The organism is Embleya sp. NPDC025285, assembly GCF_055558835.1.
Genome location: NZ_JBVHLU010000073.1, coordinates 1 through 18,504, shown reverse-complemented (window position 1 = coordinate 18,504; position 18,504 = coordinate 1). Strand labels below are relative to the sequence as shown.

Sequence of the window (18,504 nt, the reverse complement as noted above, 5' to 3'; positions counted from 1 at the left end):
GGGCAAGGATCGACTGTGCGGAGACCGCGCGTCCGGGTCGGTCCGGCGGGGCGCTCGGCCCGTGTCCCGCTTGGTCGAGCGGGGTCCCGAGCCGGGACTGCCGAAGCCTGTTCGGGCAAGTCGCGGCGGCCGACCCGTCGTTGACTCCTCGTTGCCGGAAACCGACGATACGGCGCAGTGATTCGGCTACGGCCGATTTTTCGACCTCATACCGCTTTCGGATGCGGGGCGCGTTTCTTCGGCATCGGCGTGCACGCCGCGATTCGCCGTGCCCGGAGCCGGGTTCGCGTGTTCTCTCCACCGCACCGTTCATCCTGCCGCACGGTTTCCGAACGGAGGCACGCCCCCATGACGTCGCAGTCCCCGCGTCGCGATCAGGTCCTCGCAGTGAGCCCCTTTGGTCGTCCCAACGCCCGACTCGTGATCGCCGCGCACCGGGCCGGCGCGCTCGGGGTGCTCGACCTCGGCCGCGATCGCGACGCGGCGCTCGGCGAGTTGGCCGAAGCGTCGGCGGTCCCGTCCTTCGGGGTCCGGGTACCGGTGGGCTGTCCGCTGGAACCGCGTGAACTACCCGCGCACGTGCACGTCGTGCTGCTGGCGCCCGATGCGCCGTGGGCGCCCGCGACCGTCGGGCCGGGGCGGCGGGTCCTGGTCGAGGTCACCTCGGCCGACCAGGCCCACGCGGCGGTCGCGGCCGGGGCCGAGGGGGTGATCGCGCGCGGCGCCGAGAGCGGTGGACGGTGCGGCGAGCTGACCACGTTCGTACTGCTCCAGCAGTTGCTCGCGGACGAGCGGGTGTCGGTCCCGGTGTGGGCGGCCGGTGGCATCGGCCCGCACACCGCCGCGGCGGCGGTCGCGGGCGGGGCCGCCGGGGTGCTGCTCGACACCCAACTGGCCCTGGTGGCCGAGAGTACGGTGCCCGCCGACGTCGCGGCGGCGGTGCGCGCGATGGACGGCAGCGAGACCGTGGTGATCCGGGGCCACCGGGTATATCGGCGTCCGGACCTGCCGATCTCGCGGCTGGCCGGACCGGAGGGCGATCCGGCCGCCGTGTCGGGCGCGGGCGGACTGCGCCGGGAGTTGCTCCCGGTCGGCCAGGACGGCGCGTTGGCGGGCCGGCTCGCCGACCGCTACGGCACGGCCGGCCGGGTGCTGCACGCGGTGCGCGAGGCGATCGTGGACCACGTGGCCTCGGCCGCCCGGCGCGGTGTGGGTCCCAGGCCGGTACAGGGGCCGATGACCCGGGTCAGCGATCGGGCCGCGTTCGCGCACTCGGTCGCCCGGGCGGGCGGGTTGCCCTTCCTGGCGCTGTCCCTGCTGCGCGGCCCGGAGGTGGGCGCGCTGCTCACCGAGACCGCCGAGGCCCTCGGCGACCTGCCGTGGGGCGCGGGCCTACTCGGATTCGCCCCGCCGGCACTGCGCGACGAACAGCTCGCCGCGGTGCTCGCCGCCCGGCCGCCGTACGCGTTGATCGCGGGTGGTCGCCCGGGGCAGGCCGCGCCCCTGGAGGCCGCCGGGATCCGCACCTATCTGCATGTGCCCTCCCCCGGACTGGCGGCGCAGTTCCTGCGCGAGGGTGCCCGGCGCTTCGTCTTCGAGGGCACCGAGTGCGGCGGGCACGTCGGGCCGCGCGCGAGCTTCCCGTTGTGGGAGGCGCAACTGGACGAGTTGTTGTCGTACGCCGAACGGCACGGCGGCGCGGCCGGGTTGGACGTGCTGTTCGCGGGCGGGATCCACGACGCGCGTTCGGCCGCGATGGTCGCCGCGGCGGCGGCCCCGCTGGTCGAGCTGGGCGCCTCGGTCGGCGTGCTGATGGGCACCGCGTACCTGTTCACCCGCGAGGCGGTGGAAGGTGGCGCGATCCTGCCCGGTTTCCAGGCCGCGGCGATCGAGTGCGCGTCGACCGCGCTGGTGCGGACCGCGCCCGGGCACGCGACCCGCTGCGCCGGCACGCCGTTCGTGACCGCGTTCGAGGACAGTCGGCGTGAGTTGGAGGCGCGTGGCGTGCCGCCCCGGCAGGTCTGGGCCGAGTTGGAGCAGCTCAACCTGGGCCGCTTGCGGATCGCCAGCAAGGGTCTGCGGCGCGAGGCGGGCGAGTTGGTCGCGGTGGACGCGGAGGCGCAGCGTCGGGACGGGATGTTCATGCTGGGCCAGGCCGCGGTGCTGCGATCGGCGCCGACCGACGTCGCCACGCTGCACCACGAGATCACCACCGGATCGGCCGCGTGGCTGGCCCGCCGGGTGCGCGAGCTGGGCGGGTCGCCGCGATCGGCCGCGCCCCGACCGCAGGATGTCGCGATCGTGGGCATGGCCTGTGTGCTCCCGGGTGCCCCGGACCTGGCGAGCTACTGGCGCAACATCCTGGCCGGCGTCGACGCGGTGACCGAGGTGCCGCGCGAACGCTGGGACGTGGAGCGCTACTTCGCGCCGAGCTCCGAGCCGGGCGCGACCGCGCGTGGTTCGGTCAAGGGCGCCGGCCCCGGAGCGGTCCCGGCCGGGCGGACCCCGTCCAAGTGGGGTGGATTCGTGCCCGCGATCGGGTTCGACGCGACCGGGTACGGCATCCCGCCCGCCTCGCTGGCCTCGATCGAACCGGCCCAACTGCTCGCGCTGCACGTCGCGTCGGGGGCGCTGGCGGACGCCGGATACGGACCGGGGCGGACCTTCGCGCGCGAGCGCACATCGGTGATCTTCGGCGCCGAGGCGGGTACCGACCTGGCCGGCGCGTACGGCTTCCGCGCGCTGTTCCCGGGCTGGTTCGGCGATTTGCCCGAGGACCTGGATCGACAGCTGCCCTCCCCCACGGAGGACTCCTTCCCCGGTGTCCTGGCCAACGTGATCGCCGGTCGGATCGCCAATCGGCTCGACCTGGGCGGCGTCAACTACACCGTGGACGCCGCGTGCGCTGCCTCGTTGGCGGCGCTGGATCTGGCCTGCAAGGAGCTGAACACCGGGTCGAGCGACCTGGTGTTGTGCGGTGGCGTGGACACCCACAACGGGATCAACGACTTCCTGATGTTCTCCTCGGTGCGAGCCCTGTCACCGTCCGGACGGTGTGCGACCTTCGACGCCGACGCGGACGGGATCGCGCTGGGCGAGGGTGCGGTGTGCGTGCTGCTCAAGCGGCTCGCCGACGCCGAACGCGACGGGGATCGGGTGTACGCGGTGGTCAAGGGCGTCGGGGGGTCCAGCGACGGCCGCTCGCTCGGGCTGACCGCGCCGCGTCCCGAGGGCCAGCGGCGGGCGCTGGAACGCGCGTATCGGGCGGCCGGCGTCTCACCGGCCGAGGTCGGCCTGGTCGAGGCGCACGGCACCGGCACCGTGGTCGGCGACCACGCCGAACTGGACACGCTCACCCAGGTGTTCGCCGAACACGGCGCGACCCCCGGGGCCTGCGCGGTGGGCTCGGTGAAGTCCCAGATCGGGCATACCAAGTGCGCGGCCGGCCTGGCCGGACTGGCCAAGGCCGCGCTGGCGGTGCACTTCGGGGTCCGCCCGCCGACCCTGCACCTGCGTCGACCGCCGCACCCGAGCCCGTTCGTGTTCGACGACCGGGCCCGTCCGTGGCACACGCCGGTCGGCGAACGCGTCGCCGGAGTCAGCGCGTTCGGCTTCGGCGGGACCAACTTCCACGCGGTGCTCGCCGGTTCGCCGCGATCCGGCGAGGCCGGGGCGGGCGGCGCGGACGCCGCGTGGCCGGCCGAGCTGTTCTGCTTCCGGGGCGCGGATCTCGCGGCGGCGCACGCGGCGCTCGACCGGTTGACGACTCGGCTGGACGCGGCGCAGGAGGTTCCGCTGCGCGGGCTGGCGGCGCTCGCGGAAGCCGACGCGGGGGTCGGCGTCGGGGTGGGTGTCGGCGGCGAGTCCGGAACCGAGCTCGACGCCGGGACCGGGACCGACGTCGGATCCGGTGGCCCGGACCCGGTGTGGATCGCCTTCGTCGCGACCGATCACGCCGATCTGCGGGTCAAGCTCACCCTGGCCCGGGCGGGCGCGGTCGATCCCGGCGGCGAGATCTTCCACCGGACGGTGAGCGAGAACAGGAGCGGCACCGGAGTCGGGGCCGGGGTCGGGACCGGGGCAAGGGTCGAGACCGGGGCCGACGCCGATCCGGCCGGGCGGGTGGCGTTCCTGTATCCCGGGCAGGGCAGCCAGCGGCCCGGAATGCTCGCCGACCTGTTCGCCCGGTTTCCCGAACTGTGTGACGGCCTGCGGGACATCTCGCCGGAGTGTGTACGGGCGATGTTCCCGCCCGCCGCGTTCGACGCCGCGACGCGCGCCGAGCAGGTCGCCCGGATCACCGACACCCGGCACGCGCAGCCCGCGCTCGGGGCGGCGGCGGTCGCGCTGACCCGGCTCCTCGACCGGTTCGGGGTGTGGCCGGACCAGGTGGCCGGGCACAGCTACGGCGAGGTGGCCGCGCTGTGGTCGGCGGGCGTGTTGTCCACGCGCGATCTGGGTCGGCTCGGCGAGATCCGGGCGGCGGCCGTGCTGGCCGCCGCGGGTCCCGAGCCCGGCGCGATGGCGGCGGTGTCGGCGGGTGCGGACCACGTGGCCGAGGTGTTGGCCGGCGTCGACGGCGTCGTGCTCGCCAACCGCAATACGCCGACCCAGACCGTCGTCTCCGGCTCCGAACGAGCCCTGACCGCGGCGCTCGCCGCGCTGGACGGCGCCGGGCTGTCCGCGCGTCGCCTGCCCGTGGCGTGCGCGTTCCACAGTCCCGTGGTCGCGGCGGCGGCCGACACCCTCACGGCCGCCCTCGCGGACCTGGACGTACGCCCGCCCGGGATCCCGGTGTGGTCCAACAGCACCGCCGCGCGCTACCCGGACACGCCCGCCGGGGTACGTGCGCTGATCGCCCGTCAGGTGGCCGAGCCGGTGCGGTTCGCCGAGCAGATCGAGGCGATGTACGGGGCGGGTGTGCGGATCTTCGTCGAGGTCGGGCCGGGTAGGGCGCTGACCGGCATGGTGCGGGCGATCCTCGGCGACCGGCCGCACACCGCCGTGCCCTGCGACGTGCCCGGCGAGGACGGCCTGCGCCGACTGCTCACCGCGCTCGCCGAACTCGCGGTGGCCGGCGTGCCGGTCCGGGTCGCGGGCGGCCTGGCGGGCCGGATCCGGCCGATCGACGTCGAACCGGGTGCCCGCCCGGCCTGGACCGTGGACGGCCACCTGGTGCGCACCGCCGACGGTCGCCCGGTGCCCGGTGGGCTGCGCCCGGCGACCCCGGTGGCCGCGCTGCCCCTGGGGCCTGCGGCCGGTGGCACGGCCGAGCCGACCGGCTCCGCGCGGGATGCGGTGCTGCTCGAATACCTGGCCGGTGCCCGGGCCTCGGTCGCCGCGCAGCGCGAGGTGCTGCTCGGCTACCTGGGTGTTCCGGGCGGCGTGCCGGAGGCACCGTCGCCGGCTCCCGTGGCGTGGCCGGCTCCCGCGCGAGTGCCGTCGGGCCTCCCCGAGGCGACTCCCGGGGAGGCGGCGCCCGGGGAGGCGGCGCCCGGGGGATCGGCTCTCCCGGCCGAGGCGCCGGCCGGACCGATCACGCGCGAGCACGTGTTGGCCGTGGTGCTGGACATCGTGGGCACCCGCACGGGCTACCCGAAGGACATGCTCGACCCGACGCTGGACCTGGAGGCGGACCTGTCCGTCGACTCGATCAAGCGCACCGAGATCATCGGCGAACTGGCCCTGCGGCTGCGCTTGCCGGGTGCGGTCGGCGCGGTCGACGAGGCCGTGGTCGAGCGGCTGGCCAAGGTCAAGACGATCGACGCGATCGTGTCCGGCGTCCTGGAGGCGGGCTCCGAGTCGGGCGAGGCGGCACGGCCCGCCGAGGTCGCCGAGCCCACCGCGTCCTCCCGCGAGGATTCGCCGCCGATCGGTGACCGCCCCACCCGGCACCTGGTCGAGTGCGTGCCGATCGATGATCCGCCGCCCGGCGAATCGACGGACCCGCCGACCGGCGAGGCGCTGCGCGGTCGCCGGGTGGTCCTGGTCGAGGACGGCGGCGGGATCGCGTGGGCGCTGGCCGACCTGCTGGAGGCACACGGCGCCGTGGTCGAGGTCCGCGCCCGGGATCGGGCCGAACCCGCCGACGAACACCCGGACCCGGCGCGGTCGCACGTCCCGTGGTCGGACGTCGACACGCTGGTCCACCTGGCCGCGCTCGGCGACGGCCCGGACCCGGTCCTCCCGGACGCCTTCCCGCTGCTGCGGGCCGCGCTGGTGGGCGGCGTACGGCAGGTGTTCCTCGGCACCGCCGGCGGCGGCGACTTCGGCCGCTCGTCGGAGCCCGCCGCCGGACCCGACCCGGTGCCGGGCGCGGGCCTGGCCGGGTTCGCCCGCTCCGCCGCGCTCGAATACCCGGACCGCGTGGTGCGCGTCCTGGACGTGGATCCCAAGGAGGAACCCGCCCGGCCCGCCCACCGTCTCCTGATCGAACTGGCCCGCACCACGAACCGGCCCGAGCCCGGGGCGCCGGTGCTGCTCGGCCTGGTCGACGGCCGCCGGACGACCCTGCGCACCCGGCCGGCGCCGCTGCCGGAGATCTCCTCCGCCGATCGGGACGCGCTGCTGCGCGAGCGGCTGGGTCCGGACGCGGTGCTGCTGCTGACCGGCGGCGCCCGGGGAATCACCGCCCGGGCGGCACTGGGCCTGGCCCGGGCCACCGGTTGTCACATCGCGTTGCTCGGTCGGACCGGCGACGGCGGCGAACCGGAGCCCGCCGCGCTCGCCGCCGCGACCGACGCGCCGGCGCTGCGGGCCGCGCTGATCGCGTCCGGGGTGCGTGAGCCGGCCCGGATCGAGGCCGAGCTGACCCGGGTGCTCAATCGCCGTCGGGTCCGCGCGACGCTGGCCGAGTTGGCCGAACACGCGGCCTCGGTACGGCTGCACGTCGCGGATGTCACCGACGCCGACGCGGTCCGCCGGGTCCTGGCCGAGATCGCCGAACGGCACGGTCGGCTGGACGGGATCGTGCACGGCGCGGGCGTGCTGGCCGACCGGCTCCTGGTGGACAAGACGCCGGAATCCTTCCGAGCCGTGTTCGGCACGAAGGTGACCGGCGCGCGGGCCCTGGTCGCGGCCCTGCGCGCGCTGCGGCCGACCCTGGCGCCACCGGCGTTCCTGGCCATGTTCGGCAGCGTCGCGGGCGTGTACGGCAACCGGGGTCAGAGCGACTACGCCGCCGCCAACGACGCGCTGGCGACCCTGGCGCGGCACTGGTCGGCGGGCTCGGGCGACACGCTCGCGCCGGTGGCGGAGCGGGTGGTGACCATCGACTGGGGTCCGTGGGCAGCCGAAGGCGGCGGCATGGTGACGCCGGAGTTGGCCCGCGAATACGCGCGGCGCGGCGTCCCGCTGATCGATCCCGGGCACGGTGTGCACGCGCTGCTCGCCGAGTTGGCGCTGGGCGCGGACCGGCAGGCCGTGTACGCGTGCGTCCCGGTGGCCGGGCCGGTGTCCGGGTGAGCGCCCACACCGGCGGACCCGGCCCGCGGCCGGACGACGCGGCGATCGTCGGGATCGGCGCGATCTTCCCCGGGGCGGCCGACCCGGACGGCTTTTGGCGGCTGATCGAGGCCGGCGTCGACGCGATCACCGACGTGCCGCCGAACCGTTGGGACCCGGCGCTCTACTACGCGCCGGGCACGGCCGGCGAGCCCGCCCGCAGCGATCGCTTCTACTGCCGACGCGGCGGCTTCGTGGACGATCTGGCCACGTTCGATCCGGTGCGCTTCGGCATCATGCCCGCGGTCGTCGCCGGTGCCGAACCCGACCAGTTGCTCGCGCTGCGCGCCGGCGCCGAGGCGATCGCGGACGCGGGCGGCGAGGCGCGGCTGCCTGACCGCTCCCGGATCGGCGTGGTCTTCGGCCGCGGCGGCTACATGGGCGTGGCCACCGCCCGGCTCGACCAACGGGTCCGTACCGCGCACCAACTGATCTCGCTGTTGGGCGAGTTGGCCCCGGAGTTGGATCATGCCCGACTGACCCTGATTCGCGAGGCGTTCCGGGACGCGATCGGACCGGAGCGGCCGGACGCGTCGATCGGCCTGGTGCCCAGCTTCACCGCGTCCCGGATCGCCAACCGGCTCGACCTGGGCGGGCCCGCGTACACGTTGGACGCGGCCTGCGCGACCTCGCTGCTCGCGCTGGACCAGGCCGCCGCGGAGTTGCGCACCGGGCGCTGCGACGCGGTGCTCGCGGGCGCCGTGCACCATTGCCACATCGCCACGTTGTGGAGTGTGTTCACCCAGTTGCGCGCGCTCAGTGCGAGCGAGCGGATCCGGCCGTTCGACCGGGCGGCGGACGGCACGCTGATCTCCGAGGGCACCGGTGTGGTGCTGCTCAAGCGCTTCGCCGACGCCGAACGCGACGGCGACCGGGTGTACGCGGTGGTCCGCGGCGTGGGCGTCTCCAGTGACGGCCGCGCGGCGAGCCTGATGAGTCCGCTGGTCGAGGGGCAGGTACGGGCCCTTGAGCAGGCCTGGCGGGTGGCCGGGCTCGATCCCACCACACCGGGCCTGCTCGGCCTGGTCGAGGCGCACGGTACCGGCACCCCGGTCGGCGACGAGGCCGAACTGACCACGCTGGGCAAGGTCTTCGGACCGCGCGCGGGCGACGGCCCGGCCGATGTCGCGCTGGGCACGGTCAAGTCCAACATCGGCCACGCGATGCAGGCCTCCGGGATGGCCGGTCTGATCAAGGCCGCGCTCGCGCTGCATCACCGGACCCTGCCGCCGACGTTGCACGTCGAGGATCCGCATCCGGCCTTCGCCGGCACCCGGATGCGGCCTCAACGGCAGGCCCGGGAGTGGCCGGTCAACCCGCGCGGAAGCCGACTGGCGGCGGTCGACGCGTTCGGCTTCGGCGGCGTCAACGCGCACGCCGTGCTGGAACAGCCGCCCGCGGGCCGGGCGGTCGCGCTGCCCACCGGACCGGGTCGGCCGGCCGTGCCCGACGTCCTGACCCTGGCGGCCGACTCGGTGTCCGAGCTGGCCCGGCTGCTGGCCGAGATCACCGCCGGACGGCCGGCCCCCACCGGGCGGGCGGGACCGTGCCGAATCGCGATCGCCGACCCGACCCCCAAGCGCCTCGCGCTGGCCGCCCGCGTCCTCGACCGCGGCGTGCCGTGGCGCGGCCGGGCCGAGATCTGGTTCACCCCGCGCCCGCTGCTGGGCCCGTACGCGCCGACGCCGGGTCGGGTCGCGTTCCTGTTCCCCGGTCTGGAACCCGAGACCTCGCCGCGCCTGGACGACCTGGCCGACGCGTGCGGCCTGCCCCGGCCCGAGTTGACCGGTGCCGAGGATCTGGTCGGGCGGGCCGTGGACGCGTTGACCGCCGGTCGCTTCCTGGCCGCCGAGTTGGAACGGGCGGGCCTGGTCCCGGATCTGCTGGCCGGGCACAGCATGGGCGAGTGGACCGCGATGGTCGTCGCCGGGATGTACCCGCGCGCCGCGGTGGACGGCTTCCTCGGCTCGCTGCGCCCGGACTCGTTGGCCGTGCCGGACCTGGTCTACGCGGCGGTGGGCTGCGGGGCGGACCTCGCGCGGCGGCGGGTCGGCGCCGGTCCGGTGGTCGTCTCGCACGACAACTGCCCGAACCAGAGCGTGCTGTGCGGCCCGCCCGACGCGGTCGCCGAGGTGCTGGGCCAATTGCGCGGCGCCGGCGTCGTGGGCGGCGAACTGCCGTTCCGCTCCGGCTTCCACACGCCGATGTGGGCGCCCTACCTCGGGCAGGTGACCGCCGCGTTCGAGCGACTCCCGCTGCGGGCGCCGCGCGTGCCGGTGTGGTCGGCGACCGCCGTCGGCCCCTACCCTCGGGACGCCGCCGCGGTCCGCGAGTTGACCGTCCGCCACCTCCTCGAACCGGTCCGGTTCCGGGAGTCGGTCGAGGCCCTGTACGCGCACGGGGTAAGGGTGTTCGTCCAGCCGGGCGCGGGCAGCCTGGTCGGGTTCGTGCACGACACGCTGCGCGGGCGCGACGCGCTGGCCGTCGCGGCGCACTCGACGCTGCGGCCGGGCCTGGCGGGATTCCGGCGGGCGGCGGCGGCGCTGTGGGTGGAGGGTGCGGCGATCGACCCGGCGGCCCCGACCGGCTCGGCGCCGGCACCGCCTGCGGTATCCGCTCCGGCGCCCGTCGGGCCGATCGTCCGGCTCGACCTCGGGTCGCCGCTGGTCGCGCTGGGCTCGGCCGCCGGGCCGCTACGGTTCGCGGGCGGGCACCGCCCCGCCCCGGCGGTCGGCGGGCATCCCGTCCTGGCGGCCTTCCACGCGGCGCTGGCCGAGGCGGACCGCTCGCTGACCGAGGTCGCCGACCTGGCCCTTCCCCCCTCGGCCGCCTCCCCGCCGGCGCCGACCGGGGCTTCGGAGCGCCGCGCGTACCGGTTCTCCCTGGCCGAACACCCCTATGTCCGCGACCACTGCGTCTACGAGCAGCCCGAGTGGTGGCCGGACGCGGCGGACCGCTTCCCGGTGCTGCCGATGACCACGCTGATCCGGCTCGCGGGCGAACAGGCCCACGCGGCGGCCGGGCCGGGGCGGGTGGTCGTCGGGTATCGGGACGTACGGTCCCTGCGCTGGTTGCCGGTCGCCCCGGCCACCGACACCGAACTGATCCGCACACCCCTGGCCGAGGACCGGGTCCGGATCGAGTTCGGCCGGTACATGTCCACCGAGGTGCTGCTCGCCGACGAGCACGACGCTCGGCCGGCCCCGGCTCCCGACCGCACCCCGCTCACCGGCGAGGGCCCCGCACCGGTGCGCGCCGAGGATCTGTACCGGGATCGCTGGATGTTCCACGGCCCCGGCTTCGCCGGGGTCGAGCAGGTGTTGACCGTCGCCGACGACGGCATCCGGGGCGTCCTGCGTGCGCTGCCCGCTCCCGGTGCGCTGCTCGACGCCGCCGGGCAACTCCTGGGCCACTGGATGCAGTTGCGGCTGAGCACCGATCGCCTGGTGTTCCCGATGTCGGTGGCCGCGATCGACGGATACGGGCCGCCCACCGAGCCCGGCGCGAGGTTGCTGGCCACCGCGCGGATCCGGGAGATCGGGCCGACCACGGTGCGCGGCGACGTCGAACTGGTCGACCCGGCCACCGGCGCGGTCCGGATCCGGGTACGCGACTGGATCTACCGCCGATTCGCCGCCGACGAGCGGGTGTGGCCGATGAAGTTCACCCCGCACACCACCGGGATCGCCGAGCCACAACCCGAGGGCTGGTGTCTGCTGCGCACCCGCTGGCCCGATCCCGCGGCGCAGGAACTGGTCACCCGCCGCTACCTGGACACCGCCGAGCGGGCCGAATTCGCCGCCAAGCCACCCAGGGAGCGCCGGAGTTGGCTGCTCGGCCGGGTCGCGGCCAAGGACGCGGTGCGACAGTGGTTGTGGGCGTCCGGGCACGGGCCGCTGTATCCGGCGCAGGTCCGGATCACCCCCGCCGGCACGGATCGGCCGCCGGCGCGCGTGGTGGTGGCGCCCGGCGCCCGCGAGCCGGTCTCGCCGTACCTCTCGTTCGCACACAGCCATCGGCTGGGTGTGGCCGTCGCGAGCGCCAACGCGGCCGGCATCGCCATCGAACTCCTCGACCCGGCGCCCGACTCGTCGCCCGATTCCACGGCGCCGGGGCGCGCGCCGTCGACCGACGACGAACGCCGGCTGCTGGACGCGCTCGTGGGCGGCCGGCCCGAGCAGCACCGGTTGTGGACGCTGCGCTTTCGGTGTGCGAAGGACGCGGCCGATCGGGCGGACGGCACCGGCCCGGCCGGCCGCCCGACGGATCGGGTGGTGACCTCGGCCCGGCCCGTGGGCACCCACGACGCCGAGGTGTCGGTGGCTTCGCGCGCACCCGGCGGCGCCGAACACCTCGTGCGCACCCGGGACGTCGAGGATCCGGCGCCCGACGGCACGCGGATCGACCGCTACGTGGTCGCGTGGACGAGCACGCGGCCGCTTGACCCCGACGAATTCCCCACCACCTCACATGGGAGCAGCCGATGAGCGCGGACCCGCACGCCGACCGGATCCTGGCCGAGGTCGCCGAGATGCTCGCCGAGATCGTCGGCGAGGAGCTGCTGATCGCCGCCGAGATCACCCCCGAGAGCGGGTTCGACGACGATCTCGCTTTGGAGAGCATCGAGTTCGTCGCCCTCGCCGGGCGACTCCAGGAGCGCTACGGGGACCGGGTCGACTTCATCGCCTTCCTCGCCGACCTGGAGATCGAGGAGATCATGGCGATGACCGTGGGTCGACTCGTCGAGTTCATCGCCGCGCACACCCGCACCGAGGCCGTCGGCGGTGCCCGGTGAGCGAGGTGTACGCGAACGGGCTGCGGTTTCACGTGCAACGGCTCCGGGCCCCCGCCGACCGACCGGCTCCGCGTACTCCGGTGGTCTTCCTGCACGGCCTGGTCCTGGACAACCTCTCCAGCTTCTACTACACGCTCGCCGCGCCGATCGCCCGCGCGGGGTTCGAGGTGCTGCTCTACGACCAGCGCGGTCACGGGCGTACCGAGCGGCCCAGGACCGGCTACGACCCGGACACCGCGGTCGCCGACCTGGCCGCGCTGCTCAAGGCGTGCGACCTGGCGACTCCGGTGCACCTGGTCGGCAACAGCTTCGGCGGCCTGCTCGCGCTGCACGCCGCGCGTACCCGGCCGGACCTGGTCGCGAGTCTGGTGCTGCTGGAGGGGCAGTGCCTGGACACCCCGGCCGGCGCCGAGCCGTACGCCGGCGGCTGGGTCGAGGAGTTGGCCAACACGCTCAACCTGGCCGCCCTGGGCCTGGAGTCGCATCGCGGCCCGGAGCGGCCGCCGACCGGGCCCGCCCGCAAGGTGGCCCGCCTTCGGGCCGGCGCCGACGCGCTGTTGTCCGGCACCACGCTGATCGAGGACGTCACCCTGCTCCGCGCACCGACGCCGAGCGAACTGGCCGACCTCGCCTGCCCGGTCCTGGCGCTGTACGGCGAACTCTCCGAACTCCGCCCACCCGCTGAAGAGTTGGCCGAGCTGCTGGCCGACTGCACACTCACCGTGCTGCCCGGCGTCGGGCACACCGTGCTGCGCGAGGCGACCGCGCCCGTGCTGAGCGCGCTGCTCGACTGGCTGCCCGGGCACGAGCCGGCCACGACGCGGCCCGAGGTCGGCCGATGAGATTCATGTTCGTGGTCCCGCCGTTCACCGGGCACGTGAACCCCACCGTCGCGGTCGCCGCCGCGCTCGCCGAGCGCGGCCACGACGCGGTGTGGTGCGGACCGCCGGAGATCCTGGACCTGCTTCCGGTGGGGGCCCGGCTGTTCGCCACCGGCGATGCCCCGGACCAGGCAGGCGGCTACGCCCGGCTGCACACGAACTGGCAGCGGTTACGCGGAGTGGCCGCGCTGCGCTTCCTCGTCGAGGAGACGCTGGTGCCGCTCGCGCACGCGATGTTGCCCGGGGTCACGGCGGCGGTCACGGCATACCGCCCGGACGTCGTGGTGGCCGACCAGCAAACCTTCGCCGGCGCGTTCGCCGCCGTCCGGGCCGGCGTGCCGTGGGCCACGTCCGCGACCACGTCGGCCGAGTTCACCCGGCCGCTGCTGGGCTTCCCCAAGGTCGCCGACTGGGTTCGCACCCGCATCGCCGGCGCCGCGATCGCGGCCGGCGTGCCGGCGGACTGCGATCCGCGCTTCTCCGCGCGCCTCGTGCTGGTCTTCTCCACGCCGGAACTGGTCGGCCTGACCGAGCCGGCCCCTGCCCATCACTGTTATGTGGGACCCGCGTTCGGGCCCAGGCCGGCGGCGGTGGACTTCCCGTGGGACCGGCTCGACCCGGGCCGGCACCGGGTGCTGGTCTCGCTCGGCACGCTCAACCGCGAGGCGGGCGCCCGGTTCTACCCGGCCGTGGTCACGGCCACCCGACCGCTCGCCGATCGGCTCCAGGTGATCCTGGCCGCCCCCGAGCGCCTGGCCGGCGAACCGGCCGAGCACGTCCTGATCCGCGAGTTCGTACCCCAACTCGACCTGCTTCCGCACCTGGACGCGGTGGTCACGCACTGCGGTCACAACACCGTGTGCGAGGCGCTCGCGTTCGGCCTGCCGCTGGTGCTCGCGCCGATCCGGGACGACCAGCCGATCGTGGCCCGCCAGGTGGTGGCCGCAGGCGCCGGGGTCCGGGTGCGCTTCGGCCGCGCACACGTCCCGGAGATCCGCGCCGCCGTCACCGACGTGCTGGACCGCCCCGACCTGCGCGCGGGGGCCCACCGGGTACGCGCCTCGTTCGCCGCCGCGGGCGGTGCCCACGCCGCCGCCGACCGTCTGGAGAAGCTGTGCTGAGCCCTGTCGCCGGACCGTTCCCGTGGCTCGCCCTGTTGATCGGCTTCGGCCTGGCCGGCGGCACCCGCACGCTGCGCCGCCGACTGCGCGCACTGCCCGTACTGCCCGTCGGACCCGAAGCACCCGCGCCGCCCGTCGATCGACCCGTCGGCGGGTGGACGTGCGTGACCGCGCTCGGGGTGCACCCGGACGAATCCACCGTGCGCGCCGCCGTCGGGCACGCCGAGCACGCCGGACTCTTGCTGCTCGACCTGGTCCCCGGCGACCTGCCCGCCGACGAACTGCTCACCCTGCTCGGCCGATTGGACCCGGACCGGACCCACCGCGACCCGCTCGCCCGCGGCCGCGGCGCGGGCCACCTGCTCGTGGTGCACGACGACGTGCTGCGCCGGGCCGCCGTCCCGGCCGCCGACCTGGTCGGCCTGGATCCGCCCGGTCTGATCGAACTCACCGCCAGGCTGCGTCCGTTCGCCGCGCTGGAGTCCGGCCACGCGGTCGCCCCCGAGCTGACGGCGACGCCGCCGGATCCGGCCCTGCGCAAGCGCCGACTGCGCGCCGAGGGCGTGCCGGTGTGGCCCAACCTGATCGGCCGGCTGGGCGAGGCCGCCGCCTACACCGGGGCGTGCGTGACCACGCCGTTCTGGGGCGCGCTGGTCTTCCTGGTCATGTGGGCGCGGCCGTACGCGGTGGTCGCCGGCCACTCGCCGGTGCGCCCGCGCGACCTGGGTCGGGCCACCGCGCTGCGGCCGTTCCTGGCCGGATGGCGCTGGGTGCGCGCGGTCCTCGGGCCCCGCCCGGACCGGGCCCGAACGCCCGCGATGGACCCCGCCGCGCTGCGTCCGGAGTACGCGCGCAGCGTCGCGCACGGCCTGGACGCGTTCTTCGAGGAGCGCCGCGAGACGTGCCCGTGGTGCGGCTCGGACCGGCTCGGGGTGCACCGCCGGATCGGCGACCATCTCCAGGGCAAGCCCGGCCGGTTCACGCTGGAGCGCTGCCGGGACTGCGCGCACGTGTTCCAGAACCCCCGGTTGTCCCTCGCCGGTCTGGAGTACTACTACCGCGACTTCTACGACGGCCTCGGCGGCCCGGGCGCCGAGGCGCTGTTCGGCACCATGTCGCGCACCTACCGGGCCCGTGCCGAGTTGTTGCGCCGACACCTGCCGGCGGACACCGCCCCGCGCGCGTGGCTGGACGTGGGCACCGGACACGCGCACATGTGCGTGGTCGGCCGAAGCATGTTGCCGGACACCGCCTTCGACGGACTCGACCTCGGCGACGGGGTCGCCGCGGCCGAGCGGCGCGGCTGGATCCGGGCCGGTCATCGCGGCCAGTTCCCCGACCTGGCCGACGATCTGGCCGGCGGTTACGACGTGGTCAGCATGCACCACTACCTGGAGCACACCCGCGATCCGTTCGCCGAACTGGACGCCGCCGCGAAGGTCCTGGTGCCGGGCGGTCGGCTGCTGATCGAACTGCCCGACCCGCGGTGCTGGTACGGCCGACTGCTGCGCGGCCTGTGGCTGCCGCTGTTCCAGCCCCAACACCAGCACCTGATGCCCCGGCGCAACCTCGAACTCGCGCTCAACGCACGGGGGTTCACCGTGCTCGCACACGAGACCGGCCGGGCGCACCAGGGCAACGACTTCACCGGCGCGGTGTCCCAGGCGCTCACCGCGCTCGGGCCGAATCCGACGATGCCCTGGGTCGCGGCCGGGCCGACCCCGTGGCGCCGGGCCCGTCGGGCCGCGCTGGTCGTGCTCTCGGTGCCGTGCTTCGTGGCGGCCGTACTGCTGGACGCGGTCGGTTTCCTGCTCGCGCGGACCGCCGGCGACCACGGTGCAAGCAACGCCTACCGTCTCCTCGCCCGAAAGGACCCGGGATGACCCGCCCACGACCGCGCCCACTCCCCCGCACGAGCCCGCGGGTCGGTCCCGGGAACGACCCGCGGACCGGCACACCGGTCGCCGCTGGGACCGACCCGACGCCGATCCGGTCCGCCGCCGCGGCGCTGCCCGCCGAGCGCGGCGCCGCGCCCGTACTGCGCCTGGTGCCGTTCGTGTTCGCGGAGGCGTTCGGCCGCCCCCCGGCCGGTGTCTGGTCCGCGCCGTACGTGCTGCGCCTGTCCGGCTCGCGGGCCGGGCCGGGCACGGCCGTGCCGCTGTCCTGGCGGGTCGTGATCGCCGCCGCGCCGCGCGCCGACGGGGTGGTCCGGGTCGGTTCGATCAACCGGCCACAGGAGTCGGCCGCGATCGACCCGGCCGTCGGCGTCGGCCCGCTCCCCGATTGGGCCCGCCCGGTGTTCGCGGGCACCACCGGCGCGGGTGGGCTGGACCTGCTCGTGCACACCGACCTGCCGGACAACACCGGCCTGTCCGCCTCGATCCCGCTGACCTGCGTGGCGGCGCTGGCCGAGACGGCGTTCCACGACCCGGGCGCCGGCACCGGTCGACGGGCCCCGATCCGGCTCGCCGACCCCCCACTGGGCGAGGTCGCGCTGTTCGGCCGCCCCGGCCACATCACACTGATCGAGGACGACGCGGGCACGGTGGAGCACCTGCCGTTCGACCCCGAGCGGCTCGGCCTGCGGTTCGTGCTGACGGTGCCCCGGTGGGCGGACGGCCGGGCCGACGAGGACGCGCCGCCGGCCGGGGCGGCCCCGGACCGAACCGCCGCCGCGTCCCCGGCCTGCCGGGCCGCACTGGCCTCGGGAGCGGTCGAGGCCCGCCCGCTGGGTGCGGGCGGGCCCTCGATCGCGGTGGTACCGGGCGCCGCGCTCGCGGCCGTGCGCCGGGCCCTCGTGGACACCTACACGCGCGCCGGCGAACCGGCCCCTCGCGTCCTCAGCGCCTCGGTCGGATCCCCGTGCACTCGGGTCGCGTAGGGGGTGTCCTCGATCCCCCGTCGGGCCGTGGACGACACGCCCCGGAACGCACGGCGCATCCGACGGGCATGGCGCCGATTCCTCATACGTACTCGATCTCCTGGACGCCCTGACGGCGGCTGTAGTCGAGCAGCGCGCGCACCTCACGGCTGATCGGGCCGCGCCCGCGCACCAAGCCGACCGTCCTGACCAGCCTCGGGCTCATCGACCGCACCGAGACGCTGGACGCGAACGGCTGGGCCAGGTCGGCGTACCACAACACCGAGCCGTGCCCGGCCAGCACGCACGGGATCCACGCGCCGCGATCGTCGGTCTCCATCGCGACCGTGGGCCGCACCCCGGCCGTGGCGAACAACATCTCGAAGTCGGCCCGCCGCCCGCTGCGGCGGGACGGCAGGATCATCGGCAGTCCCTCCAAATCCGTCCAGGAGACCGGATCCGGCAGGCGGGTGCCCTTCGGCGAGACCAGGACCACCTCGTACGAGCGCAGCGGCAGCACCTCGAAGCCGCCGGGCGCGGGCAGATCCACCAGCGCGATGTCGCTGTCGCCGGCCCGCAGTGAGGCGAACAGGGCCTCTCGGCTGTCCTGCCGATCCACCACGACGTCCAGATCCGGGTGCGACTTGGCCAGGCCCGGCAGCAGGCCGCTGGTGCACTCGATGGCGAGCGTCGCGGTGGCGGCCAGGTGTACCGTGTCCGCGTGCGCGGGCTCCTCAACCCGCACGATGTCCTTGATCGCCTGCACGCCGCGGAGCACCTTGCGTGCGAGGGAGACCACCTGGACACCGGCGGCCGTCGGCACCAGGCCGCGACCGACCCGGGTGAACAGGACCACGTTCAGCTCGCGTTCCAGGCTCTGCAACGATCGGGACAAAGCGGGCTGGACCACGAAGAGTTCCTGTGCGGCACCGGTCATGCTGCCGTGTTCGGCGACGGCGATCAGGTAGCGCAGCTGTTGAAGGGTCACGGGGTATCCACGCCCCCGATCGGGAGCTCGACCCGATCGCGCGCTCGGGTCCGGGCCCGTGCTCGATGTGTCGCACGGTGGCTGTCGACCATGGTGTTCCTCCAGGGTGTGCCGTGGTGCCGGGGTGGGTGAAAACGCTGGCTGAACCTCGGTTCCCGGGGCGGCCGGACGGGCCGGCGCGGCGCCCGGGGCGGCTGCCCCGAGCGACACGCCGACCCATCCGGCCGGAGCTGTGCTCGCACTGTGCGCTTCGACTGTGGTTCAGAACCAGGTGACATTCCAGGGGAACGCTGCGGTGGCTTTCGCGCCGGCCGCATCGGTCGCGGTCACCTCGACCGCGAACGACCCCACACCCC

The 18,504-nt window shown here is 75.3% G+C and carries 8 protein-coding genes; 7 read left to right on the top strand and 1 reads right to left on the bottom strand.

Annotation, left to right across the window (positions count from 1 at the left end):
• Positions 1-348 precede the first annotated feature (348 nt).
• From ACZ4FV_RS35930 to ACZ4FV_RS35900, 7 genes are read left to right on the top strand one after another with little or no spacing between them, the layout of a single operon-like run.
• Positions 349-7,464 carry an SDR family NAD(P)-dependent oxidoreductase gene (locus ACZ4FV_RS35930; protein WP_465324600.1) on the top strand — a complete coding sequence of 2,372 codons (7,116 nt, stop codon included), beginning with the start codon at positions 349-351 and terminating at the stop codon, positions 7,462-7,464.
• Complete coding sequence (locus ACZ4FV_RS35925; protein WP_465324598.1) at positions 7,461-11,990, top strand: beta-ketoacyl synthase N-terminal-like domain-containing protein; 4,530 nt, start codon at positions 7,461-7,463, stop codon at positions 11,988-11,990. Before ACZ4FV_RS35930 ends, ACZ4FV_RS35925 begins: the two co-directional genes overlap by 4 nt.
• Positions 11,987-12,298 (top strand): acyl carrier protein, encoded by a 312-nt coding sequence (locus tag ACZ4FV_RS35920; RefSeq protein WP_402229587.1) that lies wholly within the window; start codon positions 11,987-11,989, stop codon positions 12,296-12,298. Before ACZ4FV_RS35925 ends, ACZ4FV_RS35920 begins: the two co-directional genes overlap by 4 nt.
• Positions 12,295-13,140 (top strand): alpha/beta fold hydrolase, encoded by an 846-nt coding sequence (locus ACZ4FV_RS35915; protein WP_465324595.1) that lies wholly within the window; start codon positions 12,295-12,297, stop codon positions 13,138-13,140. The genes ACZ4FV_RS35920 and ACZ4FV_RS35915 overlap by 4 nt, the downstream gene beginning before the upstream one ends.
• Positions 13,137-14,300: a glycosyltransferase gene (locus ACZ4FV_RS35910; protein ID WP_465324593.1), complete on the top strand. Its 1,164-nt coding sequence runs from the start codon at positions 13,137-13,139 to the stop codon at positions 14,298-14,300. The genes ACZ4FV_RS35915 and ACZ4FV_RS35910 overlap by 4 nt, the downstream gene beginning before the upstream one ends.
• Entirely contained in the window at positions 14,294-16,183 is a 1,890-nt protein-coding gene (locus tag ACZ4FV_RS35905) for a methyltransferase domain-containing protein (protein WP_465324591.1), read from the top strand. Before ACZ4FV_RS35910 ends, ACZ4FV_RS35905 begins: the two co-directional genes overlap by 7 nt.
• Positions 16,180-17,181, top strand: coding sequence for a hypothetical protein (locus ACZ4FV_RS35900; RefSeq protein WP_395869588.1), 1,002 nt, complete (start codon positions 16,180-16,182; stop codon positions 17,179-17,181). The genes ACZ4FV_RS35905 and ACZ4FV_RS35900 overlap by 4 nt, the downstream gene beginning before the upstream one ends.
• 82 nt (positions 17,182-17,263) lie before the next feature.
• On the opposite strand, the gene ACZ4FV_RS35895 is transcribed toward ACZ4FV_RS35900, so the two are convergent.
• Positions 17,264-18,148 carry a LysR family transcriptional regulator gene (locus tag ACZ4FV_RS35895; protein ID WP_395869590.1) on the bottom strand — a complete coding sequence of 295 codons (885 nt, stop codon included), beginning with the start codon at positions 18,146-18,148 and terminating at the stop codon, positions 17,264-17,266.
• Positions 18,149-18,504 lie beyond the last annotated feature (356 nt).

What these genes read in the sequence shown, in the direction of transcription:
- ACZ4FV_RS35920 (WP_402229587.1), top strand. Translation starts at nt 11,987, where the DNA reads ATGAGCGCGGACCCGCACGCCGACCGGATCCTGGCCGAGGTCGCCGAG.
- ACZ4FV_RS35900 (WP_395869588.1), top strand. Translation starts at nt 16,180, where the DNA reads ATGACCCGCCCACGACCGCGCCCACTCCCCCGCACGAGCCCGCGGGTC.
- ACZ4FV_RS35910 (WP_465324593.1), top strand. Translation starts at nt 13,137, where the DNA reads ATGAGATTCATGTTCGTGGTCCCGCCGTTCACCGGGCACGTGAACCCC.
- ACZ4FV_RS35930 (WP_465324600.1), top strand. Translation starts at nt 349, where the DNA reads ATGACGTCGCAGTCCCCGCGTCGCGATCAGGTCCTCGCAGTGAGCCCC.